This is a genomic window from Flavobacterium sp. 83 (assembly GCF_000744835.1).
In the GTDB taxonomy this organism is placed as follows: Bacteria; Bacteroidota; Bacteroidia; order Flavobacteriales; family Flavobacteriaceae; genus Flavobacterium.
In genome coordinates this window covers 118,146-136,728 of the sequence record NZ_JQMS01000001.1, presented here as the reverse complement: position 1 = coordinate 136,728, position 18,583 = coordinate 118,146, and the positions used below count along the sequence as shown (strand labels likewise).

Here is an 18,583-nt window from a genome sequence, read left to right as displayed (position 1 = left end):
TTGGTTAAAAAAATTGTTAATACACAAATTTAGTAGGAAATCTGTTCCTTGCAAGTGTTTTGTGTTATTTTAGTTTGTTTTGTTAATAACTTATTTTTTTTGTTCGTAAAACAAGGCTTATTTCTTGTTAAAATTACATAAACTCCCGTTTTTACTGAGGTTAGTAGACTTTTGCATTTTCGGAAAAAGACATCCCATTTAATAATTCCGCAGTACTTATTCTCTTTTTTCCCGGAAACTGCAAACTAAGTATCTGGATAAATCCATTTTTTACAGGAATTTTCATCTCTTTCTTGTTACAAATCAAACTACCAATAGGATAATTGTGAAGTTCTGAGATGATTTTTGATTCGTATATTTTTACATTCCACTCTTCATTTTTGTCGCCAAAGAAACACCAAGCTGCTGGATAAGGACTTAGTCCTCGTATTAAATTATTGATTTCCAAAGCTGACTTTGTCCAATCTATTTTGCAGTTTTCTTTATTCAGTTTGTATGCCGTTTTTATATTTGCATTTTCAGTTTGAATAATAGTTGTTACATTTCCTTTTTCTATAAGTTTCAAAGTATCTATAACGGTTCTACTGCCCAAATCCATTAATCGATCGTGTAATTGTCCTGCATTTTCTGTTTCTTCGATTTCTATTTCTGAACTTAAAATCATAGCTCCCGTATCAATTTTATCATCAATAAAAAAAGTAGTCACGCCTGTTTTCGTTTCGCCGTTTATGATTGCCCAATTTATTGGTGCTGCTCCACGATAATTAGGAAGGAGGGAAGCATGAAGATTAAATGTTCCTAGTGAAGGCATTTCCCATACTACTTTTGGTAACATTCTGAAAGCAACTACAATTTGTAAATTGGCATTCAAAGATTTTAATTCTGTTAAAAAAGTCTCGTCTTTCAGGTTTACAGGCTGTAACAAAGTAAGATTATTGGCAAGTGCGTATTCTTTTACAGCCGAATATTTTAATTTTTGTCCACGACCGGCAGGTTTGTCTGCTGCTGTGATAACACCTACAACCTCATAGTTGTTTTTGACTATAGTGTCTAAAATCCCAACGGCAAATTCTGGGGTTCCCATAAAAACAATTCGTAATTTTTCCATTATTATCTTAAAGTATATTTATTGTTTGGTTTCACCAAAATAGTATTGTTTTCTAATAAATGTTGTAGCGCAAAGATAATATCATCGGGGCTATTTTTAGTACGATTTTGGATGTCTCTGGAATTTAAATCTTCTGACTGTAGCAAGGTAGTAATCTCTTTCGAAAGTAAAGCTAGGTCTACTTTTCTGTTTTTTTTAGTAATGCAATAGGAGCAAATTCCACAATCAACGTTTGTTTTTTCTCCAAAATAATCCAAAATCAATTTACTCTTGCAAACTTTCTTTTCATGAACATAAAAGAGAACTCCTTTAAGCTGCTCTTTTTTTAATTCATTTTGCTTTTCTAAATATTTAGAAACCCGACTAATGGTTCTTTCGTCTTCCCGAACTTCGTTGAAAATTAAAGTGGCATCATTATTTTTCGAATGATATTCAATAATATCTTTTTCTTTCAATTTATGTAAGACTGCCTGTATTTCATTTGTGGTATGATTTGACTTTTTAGCAATCAAATCGATGTTGAAAGCGGTTTGCATTTCATAGATTCCAGGATAGGTTCGTAATATCGCTAAAATTATTTCTTCGTCATTAGGATTCAAACTCATATAACGAATCACTTCTTTGGAAGGAATAAGAAATTGAAGTGTGATTTTTTCGGAAAATTCTTGAGATAAACTAATGATTCCTTGTCTATCCAGAAACTGCATAGCATTGTAGGTTTTTAGTGTTGGAAACTCGTATTTTAGACAAAAATGATGCAAATTGAAATTAAATTGTTCATTAATCCCTTCTCCGTATGCAATCTGAAAATAATTGCAAAGCTTGACATACATTAGATTCAAAAACTTTTTGTCAGGAAGGACATTTATAAACTGATTTTCAGTTTGTACAATGTCTGATGGACTGGTTAATAGTATGGCATAAGCTTTCTCACCATTTCTCCCTGCACGTCCAGCTTCTTGGTAATAATTTTCTAAATTTTCAGGAAGTTGAATGTGAATGACTGTCTTTACGTTGGCTTTGTCAATTCCCATCCCAAATGCATTAGTCGCAACGATAACTTGTGCTGTTTCATTCATCCACGACTGCATGTTTTTATCTTTTTCTTTGGACGTAAGTCCGCCATGATAATACGTTGCTTTAAATCCTAAAGATTGTAATTGCGAAGAAATATCCAAACAAGATTTCCTGTTTCTTACATAAATTATAGAAGGATGAGGATTTTTCTTTAGAATTTGTTCTATTCTAAAGAGTTTATCTTCGACTTCAAAAACCATGTAGGCTATATTTTCTCTGGCAAATGACTTCTCGAAAAATTTTGGATTATGCAATCCTAAGTCTGTAATGATATTTTCTTTAACTTTAGGTGTTGCTGTTGCCGTCAAAGCTAAGAAAGGGGTTTTAGGAAAGTGCTTTTTTAATTCAGATATTTTCAAATAAGCAGGTCTAAAGTCGTGTCCCCATTGTGAAACGCAATGTGCTTCGTCAATGGTAATAAGATTTATTGGAAGATTTTTTATTCTTTCAAGAATCCAATCGGACTGTAAACGTTCAGGTGATAAATAAAGAAATTTATAATTTCCGAACTGGCAATTGTCCAATAAGTCAATCATTTCATCTGATTTTATTCCGCCAGTCAATGCAATCGCCTTAATATTTCGCTTTTGCAAATTGGAGACTTGGTCTTTCATTAAAGCAACTAAAGGCGAAACTACTAGGCAAATTCCTTCTTTCATTATGGCTGGAACTTGAAAACAGATGGATTTTCCCCCCCCGGTAGGCATTAATGCAAAAGTATCTTCACCACTTAAAACCGAATTTATAATTTCGTTTTGTAGTGACCTGAATTTGTCATGTTTCCAATACTTTTGAAGAATTTTTAATGCTTCTGGCATAGATTTCGTTCCCAAAGCTTCGGGATTAGATTTTAATTTATACTTGATGAAAAAATCGAAAATCCCAATTTTTAATCCTTGAATTATTTAGAAATTTTATCTAAGATAAAAAGAATTCTGTTAGCAACACTATCTTTAGGTACTTCTATAAGTTCGTACCCATAATTTTGATACGTTGCGGCAAGATGCTTGTCGATGTTTTTTGCTTGCTCAAAGTTTTCATAACGCTCAGTGTCACTTGTGTAGATTTCTTCCCAAGGTGGAAGAATAAATATTTTTGTGTATTTGTATTCTTTACAGGCTGTGTCAAAAAAGGATGGGTAACTGTCACCTATATAATCCATATAGGCTACAACATCTGGGATACCACGATCTATAAATACAATTTTATGAGATTCTTCAAGTGCGTTTTGAAATTGCTTTTTTCGGCCTTCCAGAAGTAATTCACTAAACAATAAAGGATTTGTCAAGAATAATTGTTCAACACCTTGTTTTTGTGCTTCTGCTGTCACTTGTCTGGAAATTTCGGGATAACAGCAATATCCATTTGCCACTAATCCATCTATGATTGTACTTTTTCCAGTTCCGGGACCGCCAATAATAACTATGATTTCTTTCTGCACTTTTTACAAATAAGGCGCAAAATTACTCAAACTTATTGGAATTTTAAAAAATGATTGCCATAAAAATATAATTTGATAAAAATCATATTTCAAATATTCAGAATTCACATTTGAAACCGTATATTTGCTCTTATTTTTAAATTGAAAATGGATAACGATAAAGAAAAAGAGGCTACGGAATTTTACGAAAGATTAAAAGTAGAGTTGGATATGAGTAATACATGGCCAGCGGAGTACTTATTTAAGTTTATTGTGCCTACAGAAAATGATAATATAGAGCGTGTAGAGTCAGCTTTTGACTGCATGGGAGCGGTTATAAAAACAACAAAATCCAAAACGGGTAAATTCACAAGTATATCTGTTGATGTAACCATGAAGGATTCTCAAGAAATAGTAGATAAATACATAGAAGTTTCTACAATTAAAGGTATTGTTTCGCTCTAGATAATTTTAATAGTATAGAATCGAATGATGTAAATCTTTGAAATAATAATACTGGTTAAGAAAAAATATACATTCGAATATGAATTCAAAATATATAAAAGAAAACGCAAACGATACCGTTCATCATTTGGAATATAATGCGGAGCGATCCCATTTAATTATTCCGGAATATGGTCGTCATTTGCAAAAATTGATTGATCAGGCTACAAAAATTGAAGATGATGTGGAGCGCAATAAAGCCGCTAAATATATCATTCAGGTGATGGGGAGTTTGAATCCTCATTTACGAGATGTTCCTGATTTTCAACATAAATTGTGGGATCAGATTTTTATCATGTCTGATTTCAAATTAGTGGCTGATTCACCATACCCAATTCCATCTCGTGAAGTATTACAATTAAAACCAGATGTTTTAAAATACCCGCAAAATTTTCCAAAATACAGATATTATGGCAACAACATAAAATATATGATTGATGTTGCAAATAAATGGGAAGAAGGTGAAATGAAAAATGCATTGGTAAAAGTAATTGCCAATCACATGAAAAAATCCTACTTGAGTTGGAATAAAGATACCGTAAAGGATGATGTTATTTTTGAACATTTATATGAATTATCCGATGGTAAGCTGAATTTGCTTCAAAGTACCGAAGAACTTTTAAATACGAACGATTTATTACGAACGAATAAACGAGTTTCCAATAAAATAATGCCTGTTGGGCAACCAAAAATTCTAAGCAATAAGAATTTAAAAACAGGCAAACCCAAACCTTTCATAAAAAACAATAATCCAAAATAAAATAGGTAGTAAGTAGGTTAGATTTTGAGTTCTGTTTTTAATAAAGCAGACAAAACTTCATTGCCTTTTTAACTTAGAACCTCAGAACCTTAAATAAAGAATATGGGAATTTTCAAAATAGAAGGTGGCATTCGTCTAAAAGGAGAAATCATGCCACAAGGAGCTAAAAATGAAGCACTGCAAATTTTATGTGCAGTTCTTTTAACTCCTGAAAAAGTTACAATTAATAATATTCCTGATATTATTGATATCAATAAGCTAATTACCCTTTTAGGAAATTTAGGAGTTAAAATTCAAAAAAATGGATCTGGCTCTTATACTTTTCAAGCTGATGATGTAAATGTTCAATATTTAGAAACAGAAGCATTCAAACAAGAAGGTGGTTCTCTTCGGGGTTCTATTATGATTGTGGGACCATTATTGGCTCGTTTTGGCAGAGGATATATCCCAAAACCAGGAGGAGATAAAATAGGTCGAAGAAGATTAGATACGCATTTTGAAGGATTTATTAATCTGGGTGCAAAATTTCGTTACAATAGAGAAGATCATTTTTATGGGGTGGAAGCTCCAGATGGATTAATCGGAGCTGATATGTTGCTAGACGAAGCTTCTGTTACTGGAACTGCAAATATTGTTATGGCTGCTGTTTTGGCAAAAGGAAAAACTACAGTTTATAATGCTGCTTGTGAGCCTTATTTACAACAACTTTGTAAAATGTTGAATTCCATGGGCGCAAATATCACTGGTGTTGGGTCTAATTTATTAACTATAGAAGGAGTTCCAAGTTTAGGCGGTTGTGAACATAGAATTCTTCCTGATATGATCGAAATTGGTTCATGGATTGGATTAGCAGCCATGACAAGAAGTGAAATTACAATTAAAGATGTAAGTTGGGAAAACCTGGGGGTTATTCCAAATACTTTTAGAAAACTGGGTATCACATTGGAACGAAGAGGAGATGATATTTATATTCCTGCTCATGAAGATGGATATGAAGTGAAAACAGATATTGATGGTTCCATTCTTACAATTTCTGATGCTCCATGGCCAGGATTTACACCTGATTTATTGAGTATTGTTTTAGTCGTTGCCACACAAGCAAGGGGAGATGTATTGATTCATCAAAAAATGTTTGAAAGTCGCTTGTTTTTTGTAGATAAATTAATTGACATGGGAGCAAAAATTATGTTATGTGATCCGCACAGAGCGGTTGTTATGGGACATGATTTTAAATCGCAATTAAAAGCAACAACAATGTCGTCGCCGGATATTCGTGCTGGTATTTCATTATTGATTGCTGCACTTTCAGCTAAAGGGACAAGTACCATTCAAAATATAGAACAAATTGATAGAGGATATGAACGAATTGATGAACGATTAAGAGCGATTGGAGCTAATATCATTCGTGCATAAACTCAATTTTTTTTAAAAATAATCGTTTAAAAATTCCATCTTGAATATGTAAATTCAGATTTAAAAAAGGAGTTTTTAAACGATTTTTAATTTCATTATTACAATACAATGTCAAAAGAAGAGACTGCAATTAAGGCCACATATTTTAGTATAGTAGGAAATATTTGTTTGGCAATTATAAAAGGCTTGGCAGGGTTTTTTGGAAATTCCTATGCTTTAGTGGCAGATGCAATTGAATCTACAACTGATATTTTTTCCTCTCTGTTAGTATTGTTCGGAATCAAATATTCTAATAAACCTGCAGATGAAAACCATCCTTACGGACATGGTCGTGCTGAACCGTTAGTTACTTTTTTGGTTGTAGGTTTTTTAATTACTTCAGCAACAATTATTGCTTACGAGAGTCTTAATAATATAGGGACACCACATGAATTGCCAAAATCTTGGACGCTTTATATTCTTGGTGCTATAATTATTTGGAAAGAATATTCCTTTCGTGTAGTGATGAAACGCAGTAAAGAAACAAATAGCTCTTCATTGCGTGCAGATGCTTGGCACCATAGAAGTGATGCGATAACATCGGTAGCGGCATTTATAGGTATTTCTATTGCATTGATTTTAGGAAAAGGATATGAGTCCGCCGACGATTGGGCTGCACTTTTCGCTTCTGGTTTTATATTATACAACAGTTATCTTATTTTCAGACCCGCACTTGGAGAAATCATGGATGAGCATCTGAACGATGATTTAGTTGATGAAATTAGAAAGGTTTCCTTTCAAGTAGAGGGAATTATTGATACTGAAAAGTGTTTTATTCGCAAAGCAGGAATGCAATATCATGTAGATCTTCATGCTATAGTGGATGCGAATATTTCAGTAAAAGAAGGACATGATTTAGCTCATAAACTAAAAGATACTTTAAGGGAACAAATTCCTGAATTAGGACATGTGTTGATCCATGTGGAACCTGATAATTAATTTAAGATATAGCAAAGGCACAATTTTTTTGTGCCTTTCTTTTATAATATATCATTTCATTATTCTTTAAACTATAAAAAAGACTGAACTGCTAATTCATAACTTTTTAATCCAAAGCCTAATATAACTCCTTTTGCATTACCTGATATATAAGATTGATGACGGAAACTTTCACGGGAAAAAGTATTAGAAATATGTACCTCTATTACTGGGGTTGTAATCGCTTTTATAGCATCTCCGATTCCAATAGAAGTATGGGTGTAAGCTCCTGCATTTAGAATAATTCCATCATAAGAAAAACCAAATTCCTGAATTTTATCAATTAATTCTCCTTCGATATTACTTTGATAATAAGTAAATTCTATTGCGGGAAATTTTATTTGTAAAGAAGTGAAATACTCCTCGAAAGTGAGACTGCCGTACACTTCTGGCTCTCGTTTTCCAAGAAGATTAAGATTTGGACCGTTGATGATACTTATTTTCATAATTGTTATTTTGGTAAAAATAAAAAAACCGTTCCAATTTATGGAACGGTTTTAATAAATTTATTTTAATTCCTTAGAACTTAATACCTGCTGAAACTTGAACAACAGAATTTTTAACTTGGGCATCCTTTGAGGCATCTGTTAATCCTAAACCATAACGGCCTTGAATAAATATATGGTTAGTAATATTTAGACCTAAACCACCAACAACTGCAAAATCAAAAGTATTTGCTTCTTTAACGTCAAAATTATTTCTTTCGCTTAATAAAAATGAAGCTTGTGGACCTAACTCAATGCTTACAACTTTATTTAAATTGATTTTTGCTAAAACAGGGATTGATAAATAACCTAATTCATTTTTAAACTCTGTAGCTGCATATTTGTAAGTTGCACCCTGAGTAGAATATAGTAATTCCGGTTGTATAGAGAAACTATCAATCAGTTTAATTTCTGCAATTAAACCAGCATGATAACTTGTAATAGCTTCTTTGTTATAATTTCCACTATTTATTGTAATGTTAGTACCTGTTTGGTTCGCGTAATTTAAACCAGCTTTGATTCCAAACTTAACTAATTGAGCTTGCATATTACTTGAGATAGCAAGTAGTAAAATGGCAACTAAGATTGTCTTTTTCATAATATTGTTTTTAATTGTTATCCTTAATTTATGGGGTACAAGATAAAACTCTTAAAGTAAAGAAATATTACACTTTTATATTTATTACTTATAATATTTACTTTGTTTTAAATTCTGTGGATATTGTTTTTTTATTTTTATTTAGCTTTTTTCGTCACAATCCAATTGGTTTTGTTTTTAAATAATTGTAAATCAATATATTAAATATTATATTACGTTTTAACGGATTAATTTGGCGATAAATTAGTTTTTTAATTTAAAATCAGATGCTTATGTTCGTTTTTCTAACTTTGAGTCTGTAAATTTTAAATGATAAATCATCAAAAAAAAATATTTTATCAGTAGTGTCAATATTCACATTTGGATTTGTGAATGCTAAAGACAAAAAATAAGTGATAATGGTAGACAGAGAGCAGAAGGTAAATGGTTAATTAAAGCGAATACTGGTTCATGGGCTACCGAAAATATTTCATTCTCTTTACTAGCTGTTGATGGTGGAAACACTGCATGGTCAGTAGGTTTTGAAGGCGGATATTTTGTTGTAAAAGATTTAGAAATAAAAGCGGGTTTGTGCCACTCAGATGATGGAGATGGTTATAATCCTTTTAGGTATAAAATAGTGGGTGAGTATTACATCGTGATTCAGTTTCTTGTAGTGTTGATTTTACAGGTACTTCTGCAAAGGGAAGAAACGAAAATTGGATTGCTTTCAAGGTGGTTACGCTTTGTTTATTGGAGACAATAGTCCAATTGAACCTGCAATTCGTTATAATGCAACCCTTGACAAAAATAAAGAAGATAATGCTTTTCAAGGGTTAATTGGGTTTGTAATACACTTTTAATATTTTTAAAATTACAATATCTAAAACCTCATAGTTGGAGGTCTTTTTATGTCTAAAAATTGCTTTACTTTGGTTTATGAATTGGAATACCTATATAAAAAGTTATCAGTCTTATTTAAGAATCGAACGTGGCTTGTCAAAGAATACTATTGAAAATTATTCTTTTGATATTGAACGGTTGTGTCTTTTTCTTGAAAATAATGGGATTGTCATTTCTCCAATACATATTGACGACGAAACTATTCAGCAGTTTGTTTATGATGTTTCAAAACAAGTTAATCCGCGGTCACAAGCCAGAATCATTTCGGGACTTAAAAGTTTTTTTAGTTATTTAATATTTGAAGATTTTCGGGTAACTAATCCATTAGAATTAATTGAAACGCCTAAAACAGGACGTAAACTTCCGGATACTTTATCAGTTGCTGAAATTGATACTCTTATTTCGGCTATTGATTTAACGACTAATGAAGGAGAGCGTAATCGAGCCATGCTTGAAACGCTTTATGGTTGTGGATTGCGGGTTTCTGAATTGACGACCTTGAAAATTTCCGATTTGTTTTTTGAGGAAGGTTTTATTAAAATCACGGGAAAAGGGAATAAGCAACGGTTTGTGCCTATTGGGAATATAACTCAAAAATATATTCAAATTTATAAAGATACAATGCGAATCCATTTGAATATCAAAAAAGGATTTGAAGATACGTTGTTCTTAAATCGAAGAGGAAATCAATTGACACGAGCCATGATTTTTACGATTATTAAAGATTTAGCAACTAAAATAGGTTTAAATAAAAATATCAGCCCACATACCTTACGACATTCTTTTGCTACACATCTTCTGGAAAACGGAGCTGATTTGCGATCCATTCAATTAATGCTGGGACATGAATCGATAACTACAACAGAGATTTATGTTCATCTTGATCGAAAGTTTCTGACAGAAGTAATTAATACTTTTCATCCCAGAAGAAAATCAGATTTCTGATGGTAGCATTATAATAATATAAATAAAAAAAGCTTATCGATTTTTAAATCAATAAGCCTTTTAAAGTCTTTATTTTACAAAAATGCAAATGCTTTATTTCGCAATATTCACTGCTCTTGTCTCTCTGATTACAGTTACTTTAACTTGGCCAGGATAAGTCATTTCTGTTTGAATTTTTTGTGATATTTCAAAAGATAAATTAGCTGCATTTTCATCTGAAACTTTTTCGCTTTCTACAATTACACGAAGTTCTCTACCGGCTTGAATAGCATAAGCATTTTTTACACCGCTAAAACCGTAGGCAACTTCTTCTAAATCTTTTAAACGTTGGATATAAGAATCTAATACTTGTCTTCTAGCACCTGGTCTAGCACCTGAAATAGCATCACAAACCTGAATAATCGGAGATAATAACGATTTCATTTCTATCTCATCGTGATGCGCTCCAATGGCGTTACAAACCTCTTCTTTTTCACCATATTTTTCAGCCCATTGCATTCCTAATAATGCGTGAGGTAAATCACTTTCTGCATCTGGAACTTTACCAATATCGTGTAATAAACCTGCTCTTTTAGCTAGTTTTACGTTTAAGCCAAGTTCAGCTGCCATGATTCCACAAAGTTTAGAAACTTCTCGGGAGTGTTGCAGTAAATTTTGTCCATAAGAAGAACGGTATTTCATACGTCCCACAACTTTAATCAATTCAGGATGTAAACCGTGAATTCCTAAATCAATAACGGTACGTTTACCAACTTCTATAATTTCATCATCAATTTGTTTGGCTGTTTTAGCAACAACTTCTTCAATACGTGCTGGGTGAATTCTTCCGTCAGTTACCAATTTGTGTAATGCCAAACGTGCAATTTCTCTACGAACAGGATCAAAACATGAAAGAATAATAGCTTCTGGTGTATCGTCTACAATGATTTCAACTCCGGTTGCAGCTTCAAGGGCACGAATATTTCGGCCTTCACGACCAATGATTCTTCCTTTTACATCATCAGATTCAATATTGAAAACAGATACGCAGTTTTCTACCGCTTCTTCTGTCCCAACTCTTTGAATCGTGTTGATGATAATTTTCTTTGCTTCTTGTTGAGCAGTCAATTTAGCTTCCTCAATGGTATCTTGAATATGAGACATTGCTTTGCTTTTAGCTTCAGCTTTTAATCCTTCTACTAATTGATTTTTGGCTTCCTCAGCTGATAAACCTGAGATTACTTCCAATTGTTGCAATTGGCTTTTGTGTAATTTATCTACTTCAGATTGTCTTTTATCTAAGACTTCTATTTTAGTGTTATATTCTAAAGTTTTTGCTTCAAAATCATCATTAACTTTTTTCGCTTTAGATAATTCATTAGAAATTTGAGATTCTTTATCACGAACTCTTTTTTCTATTTCTGCTACTTTTTTGTCACGAGAAAGAATTACTTGCTCATGCTCTGATTTCAATTCGATAAATTTTTCTTTAGCTTGAAGAATTTTATCTTTTTTTATGTTTTCAGCTTCAAGATTAGCATCTTTTAGAATCGATGCTGCTTCTTTTTTTGCGTTTTTAATTAAGTTAGAAATATTGCTTTTTTCTATTATTTTGGCTATCCCAAAACCTCCTGCAATACCTATAAAACCAGTAATAATGATCGTTAATATGTTGTCCATGTTTGTTAAAATTTATATATAAAAAAGCCTACATTAGGTTGCTTGAATAAACTCGGAAAGACAAGTTTTGAGCTAACTCACTGTTCAAGTTTCCTCGCCGAAGCGTGGCATGCTTTAGTAGTGATGATTTGCTCATTCTAAATTGTTAGTGTTGAGTTTACCAAATATGAACTAATGTAGGCAGTATCTTAGTCTATGTAAAGAACGTTTAATTATCGAGATATTGATCTAAAACCGCATTGATTTTTTTTAATCTTTCGATGGTTGCTTCTCCATCAATCGCATTATCAATTTGTTTTTGTTCTACTTGAGAAGCAAATTGTAAAGCACACATGGCTAATACATCTTGCTTGTCGCGAACAGCGTAATTTTCTTCAAATTGCTTTATCATCACATCAATTTTTTTTGAGGCGCTTCTAAGTCCTTCTTCCTGAGACAATTCTACCGTTAAAGGGTAAACTCTGTCTGCGATTGATATTTTAATTTTAAGCTTATCGTCCATATGTATTATTAATCTGATAGTTGTGCTATACAGTAATCAATTTCGCGAATTAATGAATTTATTTTAAGCTTTGTATCTCTTTTATTATCGTCACTGCCTAATAATGTATTAGCAATTTTAAGTGTTTCATATTGCGTTTTTAGCGCTTCAATCTCTTCATGTTGAGATTGTATGGTTGTTGCAGATTTCGTTAATTCTATTTTTAAATCTTGATTGATTTTCTCCAAACCTTTCAGTTTGCTGAAAAGTTTTTCAACCTTATTTTCAAGAGTATCAATTATTTCTGCAATTACACTCATTATTAATTCTAATTCATTACTTAATCTTACAAAGTTAGTATTCCTTTTTATTATTACAATATTTTATTGATTTTTTTACATTAAAAAAATCAATTATATGTAATTCAATATGTTGTGATTTGATTTCTTTTATGAATTTTTTATTAATTACTTTTTTTATCTTAGCAAAAATCAAACTCATGAAAATTTTTATATTCCTTATACTTTTTTGTACTCCTCTTTTTGCTCAGGTCGAATATCCCAAAGATTATTTCAACTCTCCACTTGATATCCCAATGCAACTTTCAGGAAATTTTGGAGAATTAAGACCCAATCATTTTCATGCTGGCTTTGATTTAAAAACATTGCAGAAAGAAGGATTAAAAGTTTATGCTGTTGCTGACGGGTATATATCAAGAATAAAAATTTCTACTTTTGGTAACGGAAAGGCTATTTACATAACGCATCCAAACGGATATACTTCCGTATACGGGCATTTACAAATTGCAAATGGACTTATTGAAGAGTATATTAAAAAAGCTCATTACAGCTTAAAATCTTTTGAAATAGAGTTGTTTCCTAAATCAGATGAATTGATTGTCAAAAAAGGACAAATAATTGCTTTTTCAGGAAATACGGGTGGTTCTGAGGGACCGCATTTGCATTTTGAAATTAGAGATACAAAAACGGAGAAAATTATTAATCCTATGTTTTTCGGATTTGATAAAAAGATTAAGGATTCTAAAAAGCCTACCATTGCAGGTGTTTATGTTTATCCATTAGAAACTAAAACTTCAGTAAATCATTCTAAGCGTCCGTTGTTACTTAATTTATCTTTACAAAAAGATGGAACTTATCTATCTGAAAAGGTAGTTGCCAATGGAAAAATTGGATTTGGTATTAACACTTTTGATTACGATGATGTTTCCTTCAATAAAAATGGAGTTTTCAAAGTACAATCTTTTTCTAATGGAAAACCAACTTTTGGGTATCAGTTTGATACGTATTCTTTTGATGAAATGCGCTACGTAAACGCACTTATCGATTATTCAAAATATAAGAAAACGCAACAAAGAGTTCAGAAGTTATTTATGAAAAATAAATATGGACTAAGCATTATTCAATCGGATGAAAATAACGGAATTCTTGCTGTAGCTCCAAATTTATCCTCAGTTTATCGTATTGAAGTTTCTGATTTTTATGGAAATAAAAGCACGGTTTCTATTCCAATACAATATGATTTATTATCCACAATCATTGACAAAGAACCTGTTGTTTCTAACTATTTCGTAAAGGCAAACAAAGACAGTAATTTTGCCAAAGATAATATGTCTGTTTTTTTTCCTGCAGGAACTTTTTATGAAGATTTTAATATGAATTTTGACGTAAAAAATGACACGCTATTCTTGCATGACGATACTGTTCCAGCACATACTAATTTTACAATTTCGATTGAAGACAATAAATATACAGAATCGCAAAGAGAAAAAATATTTATAGGTTTAATCGAAGGTCAAAAAGTAACTTACAACTCAACCTATAAGAAAGATAATGTTGTTAATACAAAAGTGAAAACTTTAGGGAAATATGCTTTGGTTATGGATACGATTGCGCCTAAAATTGTTATAGCGAAACCCATTGAAGGAAAATGGTTGAGTGACCAAAAGACGATTCAACTTACGGTAAATGATAGTTTATCAGGTATAAAATCATATAATGGATATTTAAATGGGAACTGGATTCTATTCGAATATGACAATAAAACTAAAAAAATAATTCACAATTTCAATGATGGAATTGTAGCCGAAGGTGCCAACGATTTAAAAGTGGTCGTGATTGATAATGTAGGAAATTCGAGTATCTTTGAAACTCATTTTTTTAGAAGCCAAAAAAAATAAAAACCAAACCATTTGAGTACTAATAAATTATTACTTGTTTTCTTTTGCTTCTGTATTGGACTTGCTACATCAGCCCAATCAGCGAGAATCAAAGGAATTATTCTTGATAAAAACAACCAACCTGTAGATAACGTAAATATTTTTTGTCTTGGTAAAACAACTCAATCTAATACAAATGGTTTTTTTGATTTGGTTGTTCCTGCTAATCAAAAATTAGTTGTTGTTTTTACGCATGTTTCTTTAAAGAAGACAACCGTTTCAATTGTTTTAAAATCAAATGAAGATTATGAATTCAATTTGATAATGAATGACCACGAGGAACAGATGGGTGAAGTTATCGTTATTGCAAAAAACAAAAAGAGAGTACAGGGAATTACTACAATTGAACCTGAAGTGATTCGAAAAATTCCTGGGGCCAATGCAGGTATTGAAAATATTTTGAAAACTTTACCGGGAGTAAATTCCAATAATGAGCTAAGCACCCAATACGCTGTTCGTGGTGGGAATTATGATGAGAATTTAGTTTATGTCAATGAAATCGAAGTATATCGTCCATTTCTAATTCGTTCGGGGCAGCAAGAAGGATTGAGTTTTACGAATACTGATTTAGTTCAAAATATTGATTTTTCTGCTGGAGGTTTTCAGGTGAAATTCGGAGATAAATTATCTTCGATTTTGGATATTACCTATAGAAAACCAGTAAAATTTGGCGCTAATCTTGAAGCGAGTTTTCTTGGCGGAAGCCTGTCTGTAGATGCCGTTTCCAAGAATAAAAAATGGTCTGCGGTAACGGGCGTGCGGTATCGTAACAATAGTCTTTTGGTGAAAAGCCAAGAAACACAAACGAATTTCACACCAACATTTGCTGATATTCAAACGAATGTTAATTACCAAGCATCGGCCAAATGGCAATGGAGTTTTTTGGGAAATATTTCTCAAAATAAATACCAGTATCAGCCCTTGACACGCCAGACAAATTTTGGAACTATTGATAATCCTATGGCACTTTCTATTTATTATGAAGGTCAGGAAAAAGATAAATACGATACTTGTTTTGGAGCTGTAAAAACAACCTTTAAAGCTTCGGACAATTTTACATTAAAATTTATAGGTTCAGTATTTCATACTTTAGAACAAGAGCATTTTGATATTTTTGCACAATATCGCTTGGGCGAAGTAGATGCTAATATTGGTTCAGATACGTATGGTGATGTTTCTTTTACAAAAGGAATTGGTTCGCAATTGAATCATGCACGCAACGATCTGGATGCACTAATTGTAAATATGGAAGTAAAAGGATTTCACGATTGGAAAGAAAACCAATTTGAGTGGGGCGTAAAATATACTAAAGAATCCATTCGTGATAAAATAGTGGAGTGGGAAGTAATTGATTCGGCAGGATTTTCTATAAATCCACCGATTGTTATTTTACCTAAAAATGATCAGCCGTATGCTTCATACACAGGACCTTTAATGCCTTATCAAAACGTGAGAGCCACAAATTTTAATACCATTAATCGTTTTTCAGGTTATGCACAATGGAGTAGAAAAGGGAATTTAGGTTCAAGTGAAGTTTGGTATAATGTGGGAGCGCGAATGCATAACTGGGAAGTTTTAGGAGATAACATAATGGGTAAATCCCAAGTAACATTTAGTCCAAGAGCACAGTTTGCCATAAAACCGGATTGGGAAAAGGATATGGTTTTTAGGATTTCGGGAGGTTTATACCACCAACCGCCATTTTATAGGGAGCTTAGAGATGCTGATGGAGTGGTGCAGCCAAATGTTAAGGCGCAACAATCTATTCATTTAGTTTTGAGTAATGATTACAGTTTCAAGATGTGGAATCGTCCTTTTAAATTGGTTTCAGAATTGTATTATAAATCATTGACGGATGTAAATACGTATACAATAGATAATGTCCGCATACGTTACGCAGCTAATAATAATGCTAAAGGATATGCGCAGGGACTAGATGTTCGGTTGAATGGTGAATTTGTTCCCGGAACGGAATCGTGGTTTAGTTTTGGCTATTTGAAGACGGAAGAAAACAGCAATAACAAAGGATATATAGCAAGACCTACGGATCAAAGATTGAAATTTGGGCTTTTGTTTCAAGATTTCATGCCTAATATTCCAAGTGTAAAAATATACCTGAATTTAGTTTATAATACAGGTTTACCGGGAGGTTCGCCTTCGTATGCAGATCCTTATTTGTATCAAAATAGATTAAGGGATTATCGTCGGGCAGATGTTGGTTTTTCTAAAGTAATTATGGATAATAGTACAGGAAATAGCAATCGTGGTTGGTTCAAAAGCTTCAAGGAGCTGGCTATAGGACTAGAAATTTTTAATCTTTTTGACAATCAAAATGCGATTACCAATACTTGGGTTCGGGACGTGTATTCAAAAAATCAATATGCTATTCCTAATTACATGACCACGAGGGTTTTTAATATAAAATTGAGTGCAAAGTTATAATATATAAGAATTAGAAGTATTTTTTATTAAAGGTTTAAATCATTTCTAATTCATAAATCATTTGCAGAATGCAGCAGCATTTTTAAAAATGACTACATTTGAATTTATTTTTTAATAAGACATCATCATGAAAAAATTACATATAGCATTATTAGGACTTTCAGTTCTACTTTTAACCAGCTGCAAAGAGGAAGCAGAAAAACCAAAAGTAATTTATGGTGGTGCAAATAAAGGTAAAGAAATTGCAAAATTAGATTCAACTGATATAGAAATCGCTGATTTACCTATTCATATGGAAGGGACTGATTATCTGATTCATCCAGTAGGTGATTTAAGCATTCGAGAAAGAGGAATAAAAACCAGATACGGATCTTCTAGTGTGAATGATTTGAGTTTTACTATATCTAATTATGGAGAAAATGAAATTACTGGTTTTTTACAAAACATAAAGTTTCAAAAAATTGGTTCAGATTCTATAAAAGCTTTGACAAATGAGCCTGTTTTGATTCAGACAGCGACATATTTAAAATCAGTTTCTGATAAAACCAAAAATCAAATCATGGTCTACACCATGGTTGATATGGATACGAATAAAGATGGAAAATTAGATACGAGTGATATTAAGGCTTTGTATCTTAGTGAAATTAGCGGGGATAAATTGACTAAATTATCGGATAGTTATCAGGAATTGATCGATTGGAATTTAATAGAATCGACGAATCGTTTGTATTTTAGAACCGTTGAGGATACTAATAAAAACGGGCAATTTGATAAAATGGATGTAGTGCATTACAACTACGTTGATTTGTCAAATAAGCAATGGAAAATAATTAGTTACAAACCGGTTTAAAACTAAATTAAAATATCACTTTCTAAATCAGATTTTTCAATTGTAAAATCGAATCCTAATTGTTTTACCAGTTGAATAACGAGATTCTTGTACCAGTTTTCGGATTTTGGGTGAATGTATATCTTTTCGATTAGTTCATTGATGTCTACATTGATTTTAAGTCCATCATTTATTTTAATGGTATTGTCAACAACATCAGAAATGATACGTACTTCACGCTCGTATTGAAAACTCTTTCTTTTGAATAAAAAAGGAAAGAACATATCATCAAACGGGATGTACTCTTTTTTATAATCGATATAATTTACTTCCCCGATGTATTGATTGAAATTAACTTCAGGATGAAGTGCATTTTGTAATCTCCCAATCGTGGATTGAATCGCCAATCCTTCGCTGTTTTGCGTGAAAATTTGCCACATCGCAAAGGATTCGTATTCGTTGATATGCCAACTGCTAATGGCTACTTTTTCTCGATGTATTTTGTAAAAATTGAGGAATTCAGGATTGTCAATCGATAGTTTTTTTATTTCTTCAAATGTGGGTTCGCTAAAAGTACCTTCATATTGATCCTCAAATTTATCAGACCGTGACATAAATAGCTTTTGAGACATTAACAAGTCAAGAAACTTAGATAAATCAAGGTATTTCCAAACAATAGTATTAGGATCTTCCGGAAGTTTTATGTTGGCGTTATTAAGATACATTT

General features: G+C 32.1%; 18 protein-coding genes. 9 read left to right on the top strand and 9 right to left on the bottom strand.

All coding sequences use genetic code 11. From position 1 onward, the window contains the following. Nucleotides 1–160 precede the first annotated feature (160 nt). The 3 genes from fmt to T410_RS00680 all read right to left on the bottom strand — a co-directional run bounded on the left by fmt (nt 161) and on the right by T410_RS00680 (nt 3,626). Complete coding sequence (fmt, locus tag T410_RS00690) at nt 161–1,108, bottom strand: methionyl-tRNA formyltransferase (RefSeq protein WP_035667749.1); 948 nt, start codon at nt 1,106–1,108, stop codon at nt 161–163. 2 nt (nt 1,109–1,110) lie between these two features. Continuing rightward, a complete protein-coding gene (locus T410_RS00685; RefSeq protein ID WP_035667746.1) occupies nt 1,111–3,003 on the bottom strand; it encodes an ATP-dependent DNA helicase RecQ in 1,893 nt (630 codons plus the stop codon). Between the two features lie 83 nt (nt 3,004–3,086). Beyond that, nucleotides 3,087–3,626 carry an AAA family ATPase gene (locus T410_RS00680; protein WP_035667743.1) on the bottom strand — a complete coding sequence of 180 codons (540 nt, stop codon included), beginning with the start codon at nt 3,624–3,626 and terminating at the stop codon, nt 3,087–3,089. A 147-nt stretch (nt 3,627–3,773) separates the two neighbouring features. Here T410_RS00680 and T410_RS00675 point away from each other — a divergent pair, with 147 nt between their 5' ends. From T410_RS00675 to T410_RS00660, 4 genes are all read left to right on the top strand, one after another. Next, nucleotides 3,774–4,070, top strand: a complete 297-nt coding sequence (locus T410_RS00675; protein WP_035667741.1) for a DUF493 family protein — start codon at nt 3,774–3,776, stop codon at nt 4,068–4,070. Nucleotides 4,071–4,149: 79 nt separating this feature from the next. Continuing rightward, entirely contained in the window at nt 4,150–4,869 is a 720-nt protein-coding gene (locus tag T410_RS00670) for a DUF4290 domain-containing protein (protein WP_035667739.1), read from the top strand. A gap of 102 nt (nt 4,870–4,971) precedes the next feature. Next, a complete protein-coding gene (murA, locus tag T410_RS00665) occupies nt 4,972–6,282 on the top strand; it encodes a UDP-N-acetylglucosamine 1-carboxyvinyltransferase (RefSeq protein ID WP_035667737.1) in 1,311 nt (436 codons plus the stop codon). A gap of 108 nt (nt 6,283–6,390) precedes the next feature. Next, nucleotides 6,391–7,260 (top strand): cation diffusion facilitator family transporter, encoded by an 870-nt coding sequence (locus T410_RS00660; RefSeq protein WP_035667736.1) that lies wholly within the window; start codon nt 6,391–6,393, stop codon nt 7,258–7,260. Between the two features lie 71 nt (nt 7,261–7,331). Here the strand turns inward: T410_RS00660 and aroQ are convergent, their stop codons facing one another. Further along, complete coding sequence (gene aroQ, locus T410_RS00655) at nt 7,332–7,745, bottom strand: type II 3-dehydroquinate dehydratase (RefSeq protein ID WP_035667735.1); 414 nt, start codon at nt 7,743–7,745, stop codon at nt 7,332–7,334. A gap of 73 nt (nt 7,746–7,818) precedes the next feature. After that, nucleotides 7,819–8,382 (bottom strand): porin family protein, encoded by a 564-nt coding sequence (locus T410_RS00650; RefSeq protein ID WP_035667732.1) that lies wholly within the window; start codon nt 8,380–8,382, stop codon nt 7,819–7,821. A 698-nt stretch (nt 8,383–9,080) separates the two neighbouring features. Between T410_RS00650 and T410_RS17000 the strand changes: the two genes are divergently transcribed. Together T410_RS17000 and xerD are read left to right on the top strand one after the other, a co-directional pair. Next, nucleotides 9,081–9,224: a hypothetical protein gene (locus tag T410_RS17000; protein ID WP_193743711.1), complete on the top strand. Its 144-nt coding sequence runs from the start codon at nt 9,081–9,083 to the stop codon at nt 9,222–9,224. Between the two features lie 76 nt (nt 9,225–9,300). Further along, nucleotides 9,301–10,209, top strand: coding sequence for a site-specific tyrosine recombinase XerD (xerD, locus tag T410_RS00640; protein ID WP_035667730.1), 909 nt, complete (start codon nt 9,301–9,303; stop codon nt 10,207–10,209). 93 nt (nt 10,210–10,302) lie between these two features. On the opposite strand, the gene rny is transcribed toward xerD, so the two are convergent. From rny to T410_RS00625, 3 genes are all read right to left on the bottom strand, one after another. After that, nucleotides 10,303–11,868, bottom strand: coding sequence for a ribonuclease Y (gene rny / locus T410_RS00635; protein WP_035667728.1), 1,566 nt, complete (start codon nt 11,866–11,868; stop codon nt 10,303–10,305). 208 nt (nt 11,869–12,076) lie between these two features. Continuing rightward, on the bottom strand, nt 12,077–12,370 hold the full coding sequence (locus tag T410_RS00630) for a cell division protein ZapA (RefSeq protein ID WP_035667727.1): 294 nt from the start codon (nt 12,368–12,370) through the stop codon (nt 12,077–12,079). Nucleotides 12,371–12,378: 8 nt separating this feature from the next. Next, complete coding sequence (locus T410_RS00625) at nt 12,379–12,669, bottom strand: hypothetical protein (RefSeq protein ID WP_035667725.1); 291 nt, start codon at nt 12,667–12,669, stop codon at nt 12,379–12,381. A 179-nt stretch (nt 12,670–12,848) separates the two neighbouring features. On the opposite strand from T410_RS00625, the gene T410_RS00620 reads away from it, so the two are divergent. The 3 genes from T410_RS00620 (at nt 12,849) to T410_RS00610 (ending at nt 17,877) form a co-directional block, all read left to right on the top strand. Next, a complete protein-coding gene (locus tag T410_RS00620; RefSeq protein WP_051929474.1) occupies nt 12,849–14,546 on the top strand; it encodes a M23 family metallopeptidase in 1,698 nt (565 codons plus the stop codon). A gap of 12 nt (nt 14,547–14,558) precedes the next feature. Next, complete coding sequence (locus T410_RS00615; RefSeq protein ID WP_035667720.1) at nt 14,559–17,027, top strand: carboxypeptidase-like regulatory domain-containing protein; 2,469 nt, start codon at nt 14,559–14,561, stop codon at nt 17,025–17,027. A gap of 127 nt (nt 17,028–17,154) precedes the next feature. Then, entirely contained in the window at nt 17,155–17,877 is a 723-nt protein-coding gene (locus T410_RS00610) for a hypothetical protein (protein ID WP_035667718.1), read from the top strand. Between the two features lie 2 nt (nt 17,878–17,879). Here T410_RS00610 and T410_RS00605 read toward each other — a convergent pair whose 3' ends face one another. Next, a complete protein-coding gene (locus T410_RS00605; RefSeq protein ID WP_035667714.1) occupies nt 17,880–18,581 on the bottom strand; it encodes a hypothetical protein in 702 nt (233 codons plus the stop codon). Nucleotides 18,582–18,583: the final 2 nt, after the last annotated feature.